10 protein-coding genes are annotated in these 15292 nt (G+C 62.5%); 6 read left to right on the forward strand and 4 right to left on the reverse strand.

The genetic code is table 11. The annotated features are described in order from the left end of the window. Positions 1-57: 57 nt before the first annotated feature. The 4 genes from QB905_RS11445 (at position 58) to QB905_RS11460 (ending at position 6912) form a co-directional block, all read left to right on the forward strand. Positions 58-1650, forward strand: a complete 1593-nt coding sequence (locus QB905_RS11445; RefSeq protein WP_282975154.1) for a flavin monoamine oxidase family protein — start codon at positions 58-60, stop codon at positions 1648-1650. 33 nt (positions 1651-1683) lie between these two features. Continuing rightward, entirely contained in the window at positions 1684-2097 is a 414-nt protein-coding gene (locus tag QB905_RS11450) for a c-type cytochrome (RefSeq protein ID WP_282975155.1), read from the forward strand. Positions 2098-2550: 453 nt separating this feature from the next. Beyond that, a complete protein-coding gene (locus tag QB905_RS11455; RefSeq protein ID WP_282975156.1) occupies positions 2551-5304 on the forward strand; it encodes a TonB-dependent receptor in 2754 nt (917 codons plus the stop codon). A gap of 69 nt (positions 5305-5373) precedes the next feature. Next, positions 5374-6912 carry a tryptophan halogenase family protein gene (locus QB905_RS11460; RefSeq protein ID WP_282975157.1) on the forward strand — a complete coding sequence of 513 codons (1539 nt, stop codon included), beginning with the start codon at positions 5374-5376 and terminating at the stop codon, positions 6910-6912. Between the two features lie 4 nt (positions 6913-6916). On the opposite strand, the gene QB905_RS11465 is transcribed toward QB905_RS11460, so the two are convergent. Then, positions 6917-8194 (reverse strand): cation:proton antiporter, encoded by a 1278-nt coding sequence (locus QB905_RS11465; RefSeq protein WP_282975158.1) that lies wholly within the window; start codon positions 8192-8194, stop codon positions 6917-6919. 204 nt (positions 8195-8398) lie between these two features. On the opposite strand from QB905_RS11465, the gene QB905_RS11470 reads away from it, so the two are divergent. Together QB905_RS11470 and QB905_RS11475 are read left to right on the forward strand one after the other, a co-directional pair. Further along, positions 8399-8641 (forward strand): type II toxin-antitoxin system Phd/YefM family antitoxin, encoded by a 243-nt coding sequence (locus QB905_RS11470; protein ID WP_282975159.1) that lies wholly within the window; start codon positions 8399-8401, stop codon positions 8639-8641. Next, a complete protein-coding gene (locus QB905_RS11475) occupies positions 8641-9144 on the forward strand; it encodes a PIN domain-containing protein (RefSeq protein ID WP_282975160.1) in 504 nt (167 codons plus the stop codon). The genes QB905_RS11470 and QB905_RS11475 overlap by 1 nt, the downstream gene beginning before the upstream one ends. A 40-nt stretch (positions 9145-9184) precedes the next feature. Here the strand turns inward: QB905_RS11475 and QB905_RS11480 are convergent, their stop codons facing one another. From QB905_RS11480 to QB905_RS11490, 3 genes are all read right to left on the reverse strand, one after another. Further along, the gene (locus QB905_RS11480; protein ID WP_282975161.1) at positions 9185-10570 is read right to left on the reverse strand and encodes an efflux transporter outer membrane subunit; all 1386 of its coding nucleotides are present in this window, start codon (positions 10568-10570) and stop codon (positions 9185-9187) included. 115 nt (positions 10571-10685) lie between these two features. Next, complete coding sequence (locus QB905_RS11485; protein ID WP_282975162.1) at positions 10686-13904, reverse strand: efflux RND transporter permease subunit; 3219 nt, start codon at positions 13902-13904, stop codon at positions 10686-10688. Between the two features lie 62 nt (positions 13905-13966). Beyond that, positions 13967-15169 (reverse strand): efflux RND transporter periplasmic adaptor subunit, encoded by a 1203-nt coding sequence (locus tag QB905_RS11490; RefSeq protein ID WP_282975163.1) that lies wholly within the window; start codon positions 15167-15169, stop codon positions 13967-13969. Positions 15170-15292 lie beyond the last annotated feature (123 nt).

Genomic DNA, 15292 nt, shown 5'->3' on the forward strand with positions numbered 1-15292 from the left:
CGCGGGCGCAGAGGTTCGCGCCTGCTTTCAGCCCTCACAATACATAAAGCCAACATCATGACCGAAAACACATATCGTCCGCTCGTTTCGCGCCGTCGCTTCATTGAAACCGTCGCCGCCTTCGCCGGCACCGCCACGATGGCGGCGGGCCTCGCCTCCTGGGGTGTGGCCACCGCCTCGGCCACCAAGACCCCGCCCAGCCTCAAAGGTTCCGGCACCGGCAAGAAGGTGGTCATTCTGGGTGGCGGCTGGGCCGGGCTCGTCTCGTGCTACGAACTGAGCCAGCAGGGCTATGACTGCGTGATCATCGAGGCCAACCCCTATATCGGCGGCCGCGCCCAGACCGCGCGCAACGGCACCAAGGTGCAGCAACTGGGCAAGGATCCGCTCGAATGCACCTTCGCCGAGGGCGAATACCTCAATTACGGCCCGTGGCGCATTCCGTTCAACCACTATTCCACCCTCTACTATACCCGCCTGTTCGGCATTCCCGTCGAAACCATGGTCAATCAGAACGACGCCGCCTTCGTCTATTCGTCCACCGGCCCGATGGCGGGCAAGCGCGTGCGCCAGTTCGAGATCAAGGCCGATGTGCGCGGCTATACGGACGAGCTGATGTGCAAGCTGGCCGCCAGCGGTCAGCTCGACGGCTATCTGAGCAAGGATGACGAGGAAAAGTTCGTCGAATATCTGATCAGCGAAGGCTATCTGAAGCGCGATTCCAAAACCTATGAAGGCACGACCGGACGCGGCTTTGATGTCAATCCGGGCGCGGGCCTTGTTCCCGGCCCCGGCGTGCCGTCCAAGCCCTTCAGCTTCTCCGATGTGCTCAATTCCAACATGTGGCAATCGGTCAAGTCGGTCGGCGAATTCGAGCAGCAGAACACCATGCTGGAGCCGGTGGGCGGCATGGATCGCACGCCGAAAACCTTCGCCAAATATATCGGCGACAAGATTCGCATGAGCTGTCAGGTCGAGAAGATCGACCAGAACGCCAAGGGCGTCACGGTCAACTATCTCGACAAGGTGACCGGTGCGCACGAAAGCGTTTCGGGCGATTACTGCATCTGCACCATCCCCATTTCGGTGCTGAAGAATATCGACGCCAACTTCTCCAAGCCCTTCAAGGCGGCGATGGATCAGGTCGCCTATGCGGCGGTCGGCAAGATCGGCCTGCAAATGAAGCGCCGCTTCTGGGAAGAGGATGACGGCGTCTATGGTGGCCATGTCTATACCGATAATGAGTTCGGCCTCCTCTCCCTGCCCTCCTATAATCTGATGGGCAAGACCGGCACCATCCTCGGTGGTTATCTGCACGGCGCCACCGGCATCAAATATTCGGCCATGTCCTATAAGGATCAGTTCGACGCTGCCTTGGCCAATGGCGCTCTGGTCTGGCCGAAGACCATGACCGATGAATTCGCGTCCGGCTTCTCCTATTACTGGCACCTCGACCCGCATAATCTCGGCGGCTGGGCCGAATGGAGCGAAGACGCCCGCAAGACCGCCTATCCGGTTCTGCTGGAGCCCGATAACCGCATCTATCTGGCCGGGGAACACCTGTCCTATCTCGGTGGCTGGCAGGCAGGCGCGATCGAATCGGCCTGGCAGCAGATCGAAAAACTGCACCTGCGCGCCAGCGCTGCCTGATCCGTATCTGTTCCTTTTTCCAAGAGACTGCACATGACATCTATCCTCAATACCAAGTGCGCCACCCGTGTGGTGATCGGTCTGGCTCTGGCGGGCGCCCTCAGCGCCGCTCAGGCTCAGGCCATACCGGACGGCCATAGACTGTTCGTACAAAACTGCTCGGCCTGCCATCAGGTGACCGGCAAAGGCATACCGGGTGCATTTCCGGCGCTGGCTGGTGACAAGTTCGTGCTGAACGCCAGGGACGATGTGATCATCCGTACCGTCCTGCAAGGCCGGGCCGGTATGCCCGCCTTCGCGGCCAGCCTGGATGACAACACGCTGGCCGCCATCCTGACCTATGTGCGCTCGGCCTGGGGCAATAAGGCACCCGCCGTCAAACCGGCCTCGGTGGCGCGCATCCGCAAAACCGTCAGCACCGGCGGCAGCAGCCCTATCCATAACTGATACAGGGAGACGCGAAACAGAGATCTCATACTGGCGATTGCCAGGCCCCGGCGTGAAGCGTCGCCGGGGCTTCTTTTTCATATCTGCCGCAACGCACCATTCACATGACCGTGATCCGCAGGCCGGGGCCTGCGGTCATGAAGACGTGTGGTTATAACAGATAATGCATTGTTATTACGTAATTTTATGGTTGCGTATAGCCAATGTGACGCGAGGAAAGCCAGGCGGAAGGGCGCAGCCTTTCACGCCACAATGTTACATATTCAACCATCGTGTCTTTCGCGTGTGCGAGATACGTGCCTATCCTGAACTTTTGACCGGAACTTTTAACCTGTCAGGCAGTCGCCGGAAGGCAGATTTAAGGAAAAGGCCCATGCAGGTCTTGCGACGCCCGTTCATACCGGCCCGGCTCCCGGCGGGAAGCTGTGAGGCGCTATGGTAGGCTGGCCGGGGATGAAGGTGTTGAAACCGCCTGCGGGCCAGCCGTCCTACCGGCCCGGCCCAGAGCTGCGCCTTCGTCTCTGTGTCCTGCTGTTCTGCCTGTTGGCCGTCAGCGCCTTCTTCGTCACCCGCGCCCTGGCCGATGGCGCACGCCTTGGCTACGCCATAGCTGCAAGGCCGCTGGCCCAGGCCCTGCTGGAGATTTCGCGCACCGGCGGCATTGTCGTGGTGGCCCCTTCCGATCTGGTGGCCGGAAAGACCTCCCATGCACTGACGGGCACCTATACACCGCAGGAGGCGCTGGCCCTTGTGCTGACCGGCACGGGCCTGAGCGCCCGCCGGGTATCGGCCAGCAGTTTCGTGCTGATACCTGCGGCGCGCAAAATTCCGGTGGCGCGCAAGCCGCAAGCCCTTGATACGGCGCGCCCTACCGAGGTGGTTGTCACCGCCAGCCGTGATCTGGCCACGCCGCGCTCCGGCGGCATCCTGTCGCGCGACACTCTCTCTGGTGAGCATCTGGCCTTTTTCGGGACGGGCGACCTGCCGCAGGCCCTGACCCAGGCCATACCGGCCATCGCCATGCAGGCCTATGGCCGCGACGCCGCCAACAATACCCCCTCGATCCGCCTGCGTGATCTCAGCCCCAACGACACCCTGACTCTGGTCAATGGCAAGCGCAGGCACGGCACTTCCAGCCTGTCGGTGATCGCCGGGCCGTTTCAGGGCGGGGCCAGCGCCGATGTCCGCATGATACCGGTCAATCTGATCGATCATGTCGAGGTCGTCACGGATGAGCTGAGCGCCGGCTATGGCAGCGACGCCATAGCGGGGGTCGTCAATATTGTGCTGAAATCGCATCAGGGCGGTGGTGCGGTCACCACCACGACCGGCGGCTATTTCGACAGCGGCGGCCAGACCGTCGATGTGGCGGCCAATATGGGCGTCGTCAGCTCACCGACCGCTTTTTTGCAGGTCAGTCTGCAATCGAAATATCACGGCTATAGCCAGCGCGGAGCCGTCGATCCGCGCGTTCTGGCCTATCCCGGACTGACGGCGGCCAAAAACTATCCCTATCTCAATACGGTGTTCGGCGATGGCGCCTATCGCCTCAATGTGTTCGGCTTCAATGCCGGACGCGATCTGGGCGACCACTGGCAGGTCTATGGCTTCGGCATGGTCGGGCTGAAAACGGCCGCCTCGCGCGAAAACTGGCGCGCCCCCGACCGCCTGCCCGACCTCTATCCGCAAGGCTTCACTCCGCATGAAGCGGTCAGGGAAAACGACAGCGATTTCACCCTGGGCCTGCGCGGTCAGGTGCGTGACTGGAGTGTCGATGCCGCCTTCAGTCACGGTGCCGACCATCAGGACATCAGCAATTACGGCAGCGCCAATATTTCGCTCTATCAGGATACGGGCAGCACGCCGACGCGCTTTAATATCGGTGATTTCGCCCGTGACCAGTCCGTGGTCAATCTCGATGTCCACCGCGCGTTTCAGATCACGCCCGCCCGCAGGCTGAGTCTGGCCTTCGGGATCGAAGACCGGCTGGAAAACTATGCCATCGGGGCGGGCGATTACGCCGCGACCTATAAGGAGGGCGCGCAGGGCTTTCCCGGTTTCTCAGCCCAGGATGCGGGCCATTATCGCCGCCGCGACGAAGCCGCCTATATCGAACTTGGGCTGGATGACGGGCCGCTGAAGATCACGGGCGGCGGGCGCATCGTCCATGTCAGCGGCTTTGGCTCCGCCCTGATCGGCCGAATGTCGGCGCATCTGGCGCTCACACCGGTTGTGGCCGTGCGGATGGCCCTTTCCAATGGCTGGCGCGCCCCGACGCTTGCCGAATCCTACTATTCCGCCACCAATGTCAGCCCCAGCGCCGCCGCCCTGCAACTGCCGCCGTCTTCCGCTGCCGTGCGCGCACTCGGCTTAAGCCCGCTCGTTCCCGAAACATCGCGCAATGCCAGCCTCGGTCTGAGCCTGCATCCCGCCCGCAACCTGAATATATCCCTGAGCGGCTACCAGATCGATATTCATAACCGCATCGTCGGCAGCGGCACGCTTTATGGCTTTGGCAATCCCGATGGCCGCAACGCCCCGGCCATCCTTGATGCGATAGCGGCGCGCGGCGTCGTGCTTGATCCCGGCATCACCAAGGCGAGCTTGAGCGTTTTCACCAATGGTCTGGATACGCGCACCCGCGGGCTGGAGATGCTGGCCAATATGGCATGGGCCGCGCAGGGCTGGCGCGTACGTATGTCGCTCAGCGGCAATGCCAGCCTGACGCGCGTCAGCCATATCCGCGTCACACCCGCCTCGCTGCAACCGCAAAGCCTGTTCGATCCCTTCACCCTGTCCAATCTGGAAGACGCCTCGCCCGCCTATCGCTGGATTCTCGACACCCAGATCGTGCGCAATCCGTGGATGTTCGACCTGCGCGCCACCCTCAATGGCCACGCCGCCACCACGCTTGAAAGCAATCCCTATACCGAAGGCGGCGTCAGTTATCCGGCGGAATGGATTCGCTCGGTCATCCATCCGCATGTCGTCTTCGATGTCGAGGCGAGCTACAGGCTGAACGCACGGGTCAGCCTGTATGTCGGGGCCGATAATATCTTCAACCTCTATCCCGAAAAAATCGATGCGCGCCTGTTGCACAGCTACGTCGCGAGCCAATCGAATCTGGCGGTTTATCAATACGCCACCTGGTCGGCCTTCGGCATCAATGGCGGCTATTATTACACCCGGCTGAAGGTGGATTTTTAGAGCCCCGCGTCACCGCCATTGACGTTGCGCCAACGGGGTCGCTAAAGACATGGGCAAGGGAGTCTTCTCATGCGCAACCTGCTGATCCTTGGCGGCGGCACGGCCGGCTGGCTGACAGCCGCCTGTCTGGCGCGTCACTTCGACGCCGCCATGATGGGGCCCGTGCGAATCACCCTGATCGAATCGCCCGCCATCGCCACGGTGGGGGTTGGCGAAGGCACCTTTCCTACCTTGCGCAATACGCTGCGCACGCTCGGCATCGACGAGGCCGCCTTCATGCGCGACACCTCGGCCACCTTCAAGCAGGGCATCCGCTTCAACGACTGGGTGCACACGCCCGAAAATGGCCGTCACGAACACTATTTCCACCCGTTTGAAGCGCCCTGTTACGCCGAAGGGGCGGCGCTCCTGCCCTACTGGCTGCGCATGGATCCGGCCACACGCCCGCCCTTTGCCGAGGCCATGACCTTCCAGAAGCGCGTGGCCGAGGCGCGGCGCGGCCCCAAGCGCCCGCACGAAGGCGCGTTTTCGGGGCCGCTCAGCTATGCCTACCATCTCGATGCGGCCCGGCTCAATGCGGTTCTGGCCGAGCGCGCGCGCCAGCTTGGCGTGCGCCATATCGAAGACACACTGACCGGCGTGGTGCGCGATGAAAACGGCGGCATCGCTCATATTGTGACCGAAGCCCACGGCCACCATACTGCCGACCTCTATATCGATTGCACGGGCTTCCGCGCCGAACTGATCGGCAAGGCCCTGCGCGCGCCGTTTCACAACGTGCGTGACATCCTGTTCGCCAACCGGGCCGTGAGCTGCCGTGTGCCCTATCCGCGTCCGGGCGCGCCGCTCGAAAGCTATACGGTGGCCACCGCCCATGCTGCGGGCTGGAGCTGGGACATCGGGCTGGAACAGGGCCGTGGCGCGGGCTATGTCTATTCCGCCGACCACTGTAGTGATGAAGACGCCGAGACCCTGCTGCGCAGCCATATCGGCGCCGGTGCCGACATCGAGACGCGCATCACCCGCTTCGAGCCGGGCTGGCGCACCACGCCGTGGGTCGGTAACTGCGTGGCCGTGGGCCTGTCGGGCGGTTTCGTCGAGCCGCTGGAGGCCACCGGCATCGTCCTGATCGAGCTGGCCGCCAGTATGATCGCCGAAATGCTGCCCGCCGCCGGGCCGGTTCATGCACCGGCGGCGCGCTTCAATATGCTGATGAATGAACGCTATGAAAATATCGTCCATTTCCTGAAGCTGCACTATGTTCTGAGCCAGCGCAACGAGCCCTTCTGGCGCGACAACCGCGACCCGGCCAGCCTTCCCGCAGGGCTGACTGAGCGGCTCGATCAGTGGCGTTACCGCCCGCCCGGCCGTTTCGATTTCCGCCTCGACACCGAAACCTTTGCCTGGTTCAACTATCAGTATATTCTGTACGGCATGGGCTTCCAGACCGATGTGTCAGGCGCTGATAACGGCCCTGTGTCGTCGGCGGAGGCCGAGCGGATGCTTAAGCGCATCCGGCAGTTCGGCGAACGCGCCACCCTCGACCTGCCGCCCCACCGCACCCTGATCGAGCAAATCTATACGCACGGCTTCAGCGAACCGGCTTAAGGCTTTAAGGCAGAGATTTTACGGCCGTCTTCTGCGGCGGCGCGTCCGGCGACATATTGCCCGACTGGAAGACAAGACCGGCGTGGCGTTTCAGCTTCGGCGCCACCATCGGGATCGACAGCATGGTCGAGGCCACGGCCATCAAAAGCGTGGCGGTAAAGGCCCCGCTGGTGATGATCTGCTTGTCGAGCAGGATGTTGACGAAGATGATCATGATCAGGGCCTTGGTCTGTAACAACCAGCCGATGATCGAGGCCTCGCCCTTTTGCCATTTAAGAATGCGTCCGGCCAGATGAATGCCGGCCAGTTTACCGCCGACCGAAGCCACCAGCAGCACGGCGGCTGCGATAAATACCGCCGCTCCGCCCATTTCCCAGGTCGTGCGCAGACCGGTGGACAGGAAAAAGACCGGCATGATGGCCAGCAAAATATGGTCGCGGAACAGATCCATCTTTTTTTGATCGAACAGATCGGAATCCAGCACCGCCCCGGACAGGAAGGCCCCGACCATGAAATGCAGCCCCGACCAGTCGGCGGCGAAGCCCGACGCGGCCAGCCAGATCAGCGCCAGATACCAGCGGTCGCTTTCGCGGACGCGCCGCATCAGCTTGCGCATCAGCCAGGCGGCCACGGCAAAGGCCAGCAGAAAACCCGCCTGCCGTCCCACCCGCTCCCAGTCGAGCAGGATCAGGGCCAGCACGCCCCAGATGGCCACATCGTCGAGCGAAGCGTAGCGCAGGATGCGCTGGCCAAGCGGCTGGCGCAGCATGTTCAGCTTTTCCATCAGCAGCACAAGAATGGGCAGGGCCGTCACGGCGCAGGCCATGCCGATGCCCAGCACGAACTGCCAGTCATGACCCTTGGGGCCCACCCACAGGGACAGGCTGCCCGTATGCAGGGCGAACATCAGCAGGCCCGCCGCCGCCACGCAGCCGAAGACCAGCGGCGTGAACAGGGCCAGACCGGCGGTGACGGCAGTTTCGCCGCGATATTGCCAGACCTTTTTCAGATCCAGTTCGATCCCCGCCACAAACACGAATATCATCACCGCCCACCAGGCAATGCCGTTCAGCGCTCCGATGGTTTGCGGATTGAAGACGAAATGATAATAGGCCGGAAAGACCGCGCCCAGAATGCCGGGCCCCAGCAATATACCGGCGATAATCTGCACCACCACCAGCGGCGCAAAATAATCGGTTCTGAACAGCCGCCACATCAGATAGGGCACGGTCAGTATGATCAGCATGGCGATCAGAAAAATTTCAGTCGGCCCCATTGTCATTGGCGCTGGTTCCCCGAATAATAAGGTTATTTTTTGCAGACCTAGCCGAAGTTTTTGCACAGCGTCAATCAGAATTTTTAATTATAAGCTATTTATTTTATTCATTATTTTTATGTTGCGATACATGTGGAATGTAGGCATGTTTCTACATATGACGCCTTGCCTCTTCCCGGGGGCATTTTCGGAGACGACCAGATGCCGACCATGACCAGCCGTGAATTCAATCAGGACGCCGGGCGCGCCAAGCGCGATGCGCGCAGCGAACCCGTCTTCATCACCGATCGCGGCAGACCCACCCATGTGCTGCTCAGTTTCGACGCTTTTTGCCGCCTGAGCGGCCAGGGCGAATCGGTGCTCGACCTGCTGGCCCTGGACGATGGTGCCCATGTCGATCTGGAAGCCTCCAGCCTCGGCGCGGGCTGGGACCGGCGCGAGGAGTTCCGCTGATGTATCTGCTCGACACAGGCATTATGTCCGCCCTGCGCCACGCCCGATGGGACGCTGCCTGCGCGCCGCTGGCACAGTGGGCGCGCGGCATAACCCCCGCCCGCCTGTTTATTTCGGCCATTACCCTGCTGGAGCTGGAAAATGGCGTCGCCCATGTACAGAAGGACAGGCCCGATGAGGCGAAAGCCCTGCGCGTCTGGCTCGACAATCAGGTGGCCACGACCTTCGATGGCCGCATCCTGCCGGTCGATGCCGCCGTGGTGCGCCGCCGCTGTGGCCTCAACTACGCCGATGGCCGCGACGGCCTGATCGCCGCCACGGCGCTGGAACACAGCCTGACACTGGTGACGCGGCGGCCTTCGGCCTATCGCGCCGGACGGGTCAGGCTGCTTGATCCGTTCGCGGCCCACCCGGCAAGCGACGCCGCGCCTCAGGAAAGCGAATGGGCCGGGGAAGCGCGCAGCGGTCAGGGCTGGCTGCGCAATCTCTTTCTGCGCTTCTGAGGGGCTTCGTCCCGGCCACGGCCCACAAAGAAGGGCGAGCCTACCAGGCCCCGCCCAGCGCGCGGATCAGGCCCACGGTCGATTCGTAGCGGGCGGCGCGCACACGTAAGGCCTGACGGCGAACGGCCAGTTGCTGGCGTTCGGCGTCGAGCACGTCTAGCTGCGACGACGAACCATTGGCATAGCGCGATTGCGACATGGCAAGCGCCCGGTTGGCCGCCTCCAGCCCCGCATCCTGCGCGGTCTGCTGCTGGCGCAGATAGCCAAGGTCTGACAACTGATCCTCGACATCGCCGAGCGCCGTCAGCACCTGCTGCTGATAGGTGGCGAAGGCCGCATCGAGGCCGCCTTGCGCATAGTCGATACGGGCACGCCTTTGCCCGCCGTCAAAAACCGCCTGTGACAGCATGGCCGCCAGCGACCAGCTCGTTGAGGTCGATTTGACCAGCGTATCGAGATCGGGTGACAGATAGCCGCCCGAAGCGGTCAGGCTGAGGCTGGGCAACCAGGCGGCTTTCGCGATGCCGACGCGCTTTTGTGCCGCGAACAGACTGGCCTGCGCCGCCTTCACATCGGGACGGCGCGCCAGAACATCGGCGGGAATCCCGGCGGGGATGGCGGGCACAGAACCGGCCCAGGGCTGGCTGGCCCAACGGCTGGTCGTCACGTCGAACGTGCTGGCCGGTTCGCCGACCAGAATGGCCAGGGCATGGGCCAGTTCGGCGCGCTGCTGATCGAGCGCCGCGCCTTCGGCCTCGGTACTGGCCACCTCGGTCTGCATCCGCGCCACATCCAGCTCGGCGATGTCGCCTTCTTTGAAACGCTTTTGCGTCACGTCCAGACTGCCGCGATAGGCCGTCAGCGTATCGGCCACGATGGCGCGGTCTTCATCGAGCGCGCGCAGGGCGAAGTAGCTCTGCGCCACCTGCGACTGGATCAGCAATTGCGTTTCATCCAGCAAGGACTGCGCCGCCTCGGCATCGAGATGCGCCGCTGACGCCGCTTTTGCCAGCCGCCCGGACAGATCGACCTCATAGGACAGGTTGAGATCGAGCGCGTGACTGGTGGCGGCCTTGCCCTGCGGCTGCAAATAGGTCGATTGCGAGGGATTATAGCTCACCCCCGCCTGCGGCCACAGATCGGCATGGGACGATTTCAGCAAGGCGCGCGCCTGTTCGAGGTGGGCGGCGGACAGGCGGATGTCGTTATTCTGCTGGCTGGCCCGCGCCATCAGATCGTCGAGTACGGGGTCAGAGAAGATCAGCCACCAGCCGCCCGTTTGCGGCGCAGGCGTGGAGGATGCCTCCGAGGCGGTGGCAAAGGCCGCGGGCGTGGCAAAGCTGGGCGGCGGAAGCGGCGCGCTGGCGCAACCACTGAGCAGGGCGGCGGCGAGGCTGACAGCCGGGAGCGTTTTGAACAGGGTCATGAGGCCCTCCTTAGAAGCGCACCCCCGAAAAGTGTGACGCACTTTTCGGATCCAGATGCGCGTTAAAACAAAAGGATTAGAGCGCCGATCTGAGTTTCTCAGATCGGAACACGATCTAATCAATAAAAAGAACGGGTTGCGCTTCGGGTAGGTCGGGCGTGTCATCGCCTTCACCCGCCAAGGTCGAGACGTGCGATTTCAGTGGCCGGTTGCCCGACAGGGCGCGCAACAGAACGTAGAAGAAGGGCGTCAGGAACAGACCCAGAGCCGTGGCCCCGATCATGCCGGCAAAGACGGCCACCCCCATAGCGTGACGCATCTCCGCCCCCGCCCCCTGACTCAGCACCAGAGGCAGGACGCCCATGATGAAGGCGATCGAAGTCATCAGGATCGGTCGCAGACGCAGGCGGCTGGCGCGGATGGCGGCTTCACGCGGATTGAGGCCGGTCAGTTCGAGTTCGCGGGCGAATTCGACGATCAGGATGGCGTTCTTGGCCGACAGCCCGACCAGAACGAACAGGCCGATCTGGGTGAAGATATTGTTGTCGCCATGACTGAGCCAGACGCCGATCATGGCCGATAACAGTCCCATCGGCACGATCAGGATGATCGCCACCGGCAGAACCACGCTTTCATATTGCGCGGCCAGCACAAGGAAGACGAGGATGATGACCAGCGGGAAGACCAGAGCCGAGGAATCACCGGCCAGAATCTGCTGATAGGTCAGGTCGGTCCATTCATAGCCAATACCTTGCGGCAGGGTTTCTTTGGCGATCTTTTCAATCGCCGCCTGCGCCTGACCGGACGAATAGCCGGGGGCGGGCCCGCCCGAAATATCAGCGGACAGGAAACCATTATAGCGGCTGGCCGTCACCGGCCCTGCGGTCTGATCGACCTTGAGCACGGCGGCCAGCGGCACCATCGAACCATTGGATGAGCGCAGTTGCAGCTTGCCTATGTCCTCAGGATTGGCGCGGAAGGGCGCGTCGGCTTGCAGACGCACGGAATAGGTGCGGCCAAAGCGGTTGAAGTCGTTGACATATTGCGAGCCGAGATAGATCTGCATCGTCTGGAAGATGTCGCTGACCGAAACGCCGAGCTGACGGGCGCGCGTGCGGTCGATGTCGGCGAAAAGCTGCGGCGTATTGACGTCATAGCCGCTGAAGACACCGGCCAGTGCGGGGGTTTGATTGGCTTTGGCCACGAAGGCCTTGGTGGCGGCGTCCATCGCGGCATAGCCCAGGCCCGCATGGTCTTCCAGTTGCAGCTTGAAGCCGCCCGTCGTGCCCAGCCCCAGAAGCGGCGGCGGCGGGAACATGACGGCATAGGCTTCCTTGATGCCGCCCAGCTTGGCGTTGAGCGCACCGGCAATCGCACCGGCGCTTAAGGCCGCGCCATGACGATCGGCAAAGGGTTTCAGCGGCATGAAGACAACCGCCTGATTGGACGCAATGGTGAAGCCATTGATCGACATGCCGGGGAAGGCGATGGCGTGGGCCACGCCCGGTTGCTGCATGGCGATCCGGCTGACTTCGCGGGCTACGGCCTCGGTGCGGTCGAGCGTCGCGCCATCGGGCAATTGCACCATGCCGATCAGATAGGCCTTGTCCTGTTGCGGAATAAAGCCGCCCGGCACCACCTTGAACATCAGGAAGGCGCAGGCCGCCAGACAGGCATAGAGGCCGAGCATCAGGGCCTTGCGCGACACGATGCCGCCCAATGAGCGGCCATAGGATTCCGAGCCGCGCTTGAACAGCTTGTTGAAGCCGCCGAAAAAGCCGCCCAGAGTCGCATCCATAAAGCGCGTCAGGCCATCTTTTTTGGCGTCGTGGCCTTTCAGCAGCAGGGCGGCCAGGGCGGGCGACAGGGTCAGGGAGTTGACGGCGGAAATGACGGTCGAGATGGCGATGGTCAGCGAGAACTGGCGATAAAACTGACCCGACAGGCCGGTGATGAAGGCCAGCGGCACGAAGACCGCCACCAGAACCAGCGCGATGGCGATGATCGGGCCGGACACTTCGCGCATGGCCTGATAGGTGGCCTGACGCGCCGTTTTCCCGGCTTCGATATTGCGCTCGACGTTTTCGACCACCACGATGGCGTCATCGACCACGATCCCGATGGCCAGCACCAGACCGAACAGGGTCAGGGCATTGATGGTGAAACCGAACAGGTGCATCACCGCAAACGTGCCGATGATCGAGACGGGCACCGACAGAAGCGGAATGATCGAGGCGCGCCAGGTCTGCAAGAACAGGATGACGACGATGACGACCAGCAGCACGGCTTCCAGCAGGGTGTGGATCACCGAATTGATCGATTCATGGACATATTCGGTCGTGTCATAGGCGATCTCATACGACACGCCTTCCGGCATCGATTTTTTCAGCTCGGCCATCGCCTTGTGGACATCGGCCGACAATTGCAGCGAATTGGCCCCGGCGGTTTCAAAGATCGGAATACCGACGGCGTTCTTGTTATCGAGCAGCGAGCGCAGCGAATAGTCGGATGCGCCCATTTCAACGCGGGCAATATCGCCCAGTCGGGTCACCGCGCCATCCGCCCCGGTCTTGACGATGATGTTGCGGAAATCTTCGGGCGTGCTGAGACGGCCCAGCGCATTGACCGACAATTGCAGGGCCAGACCCGGCACGCCGGGCGACCCGCCGATCACACCGGCGGCGGCCTGCACATTCTGCGCGCGGATGGCGTCAGCGACATCAGAAGGCGACAGGCCGCGCTCGGCCACTTTTTGCGGATCAAGCCAGACGCGCATGGCATAGTCACCGCCACCAAACATCTGGATCGGCCCGACGCCGGGAATGGCTTGCAGGCGATCCTTGACGTGCAACAGGGCGTAGTTGCGCAAATAATTAACGTCATAGCGGCCATTGGGCGAGGTGATATGCACCACCATCGGCAGCGAAGACTGGCTCTTTTGCGTGGTAATGCCCAGCGCGCGCACATCGGATGGCAGGCGCGCTTCGGCCTGACTGACGCGGTTCTGCACCATCTGCTGGGCCAGATCGGGATTGGTGCCCAGCTTGAAGGTGATGGTCAGGGTCATCTGGCCGTCAGCCGTGGCCTGCGAGTTCATGTAGAGCATGTTCTCGACGCCATTGACCGATTCCTCGATTGGAGCAGCCACGGTTTCGGCGATGACCGACGGGCTGGCCCCCGGATAGACGGCGTGGACCACGATCTGCGGCGGCACCACTTCGGGATATTCCGACACGGGCAGGATGCGCAGGCTGAGCAGCCCGGCCATCAGGATCAGCACCGACAGCACACCGGCGAAGATCGGCCTGTCGATAAAGAATTTGGACAGATTCATAGCGTTCGACCCTTTATGGTCTACAGAAATTCGTTTAATTTTAAGGGGTTACAAAATGACCCTTACGCGTTGGGCACCTTGGCATCCATGCTGACCATCTGCTCGGCGACCAGCGCACCGGGCATGACGTGTTGCAGGCCGTTGACCACGATGCGCTCGCCCGGCTTCAGGCCGGAGGTGACGATGCGCAATCCGCCCGATGTGCCGCCCAGCGTCACTTCGCGGTAGGCCACCTTGTGATCGGCCCCCACCACATAGACGAAACGCTTGTCCTGATCGGTGCCGACGGCCAGTTCCGACACCAGAATGGCCGGTTTCGAAACCGCCGAACCGAGCCGGACGCGGACGAACTGGCCGGGGATCAGCCTGCCGTCGGGATTGTCGAAGACGGCGCGGGCGCGGATCGTGTCGCTGGAACCATCGAACTGGTTGTCGATAAGCTGCAAATGGCCGGTGATCACGCCGTCTTCGTCATTGCCCGTGGTCAGGGTGACCGGCACATGATCAAGCGCCGCCTCGCCCGTGGCGGTTTTCAGGTCAGACAGGGTGTTGTCGATGACGGTTTCGTCGGCGTCGAAGCTGGCATAGATGGGGCTGACCGATACGAGCGTGGTCAGAACCTCAGCCTGCGGGCCTGCGGCCACCAGATTGCCCGCCGTCACCTCGATGCGGCCGACGCGGCCCGAAACAGGCGCGCGCACCTGCGTGTAGCTGAGATTGAGATTGGCGGTCTGCAAGGCGGCCTGGGCGGCCTCAAGACTGGCCTGCGCCGTCTTCAGGTCGTTGACGCGGCTCTCGACATCGGCCTGCGCAATGGCGTGGTCGGCCCACAGGCGCTGCGCCCGCGCCTGCTCACTGGTGGCCAAAGTCAGACGAGCCTGAGCGGCGGACACATCGGCCCGCGCCCGCGCCGCCTCGGCCAGATAGGGGGCCGGGTCGATGGTGACCAGCAGGTCACCGGCCTTGACCAGCGCGCCTTCGCGGAAATGGATGGCCTTGATGGCGCCCGATACGCGCGGACGAATATCAACGCGGTCCACCGCTTCGAGATGGCCGGAGAAATCCTGCCAGTCGGTGATGTTTTGCTGGCTGACCACGGCGACCGAAACGGGCGTGGCGGCAGCGGCAGTCTGGGATACGGCGTGCGAAGAGACGCTCAGCACGCCGATGGTGGCCACGGCCACGACACTCAATGAGGCTGCGCCGATCAGGAGCGCTTTGCGCGTGCGCAAAGAAAGGGCCGAAAGGCCGTGAATATGAGACATGAAAGCCTCCTTCGGGGGAGAAAGGGGGGGACAGGAAAGCAAAAAGAAACAGGCGGAACACCGGAAGCGGACTTGTCCGCCGCCAGACCGCACCTATTTATGTACTGATCCGCAAGTTAATAG

Source organism: Asticcacaulis sp. EMRT-3 (genome assembly GCF_030027245.1).
Taxonomy (GTDB): Bacteria; Pseudomonadota; Alphaproteobacteria; order Caulobacterales; family Caulobacteraceae; genus Asticcacaulis.

Excerpts from the sequence above, each read along its gene's own strand:
- QB905_RS11445 (WP_282975154.1), top strand. The coding sequence starts at position 58 with ATGACCGAAAACACATATCGTCCGCTCGTTTCGCGCCGTCGCTTCATT.
- QB905_RS11450 (WP_282975155.1), top strand. The coding sequence starts at position 1,684 with ATGACATCTATCCTCAATACCAAGTGCGCCACCCGTGTGGTGATCGGT.
- QB905_RS11455 (WP_282975156.1), top strand. The coding sequence starts at position 2,551 with ATGAAGGTGTTGAAACCGCCTGCGGGCCAGCCGTCCTACCGGCCCGGC.
- QB905_RS11460 (WP_282975157.1), top strand. The coding sequence starts at position 5,374 with ATGCGCAACCTGCTGATCCTTGGCGGCGGCACGGCCGGCTGGCTGACA.
- QB905_RS11465 (WP_282975158.1), bottom strand. The coding sequence starts at position 8,194 with ATGACAATGGGGCCGACTGAAATTTTTCTGATCGCCATGCTGATCATA.
- QB905_RS11470 (WP_282975159.1), top strand. The coding sequence starts at position 8,399 with ATGACCAGCCGTGAATTCAATCAGGACGCCGGGCGCGCCAAGCGCGAT.
- QB905_RS11475 (WP_282975160.1), top strand. The coding sequence starts at position 8,641 with ATGTATCTGCTCGACACAGGCATTATGTCCGCCCTGCGCCACGCCCGA.
- QB905_RS11480 (WP_282975161.1), bottom strand. The coding sequence starts at position 10,570 with ATGACCCTGTTCAAAACGCTCCCGGCTGTCAGCCTCGCCGCCGCCCTG.
- QB905_RS11485 (WP_282975162.1), bottom strand. The coding sequence starts at position 13,904 with ATGAATCTGTCCAAATTCTTTATCGACAGGCCGATCTTCGCCGGTGTG.
- QB905_RS11490 (WP_282975163.1), bottom strand. The coding sequence starts at position 15,169 with ATGTCTCATATTCACGGCCTTTCGGCCCTTTCTTTGCGCACGCGCAAA.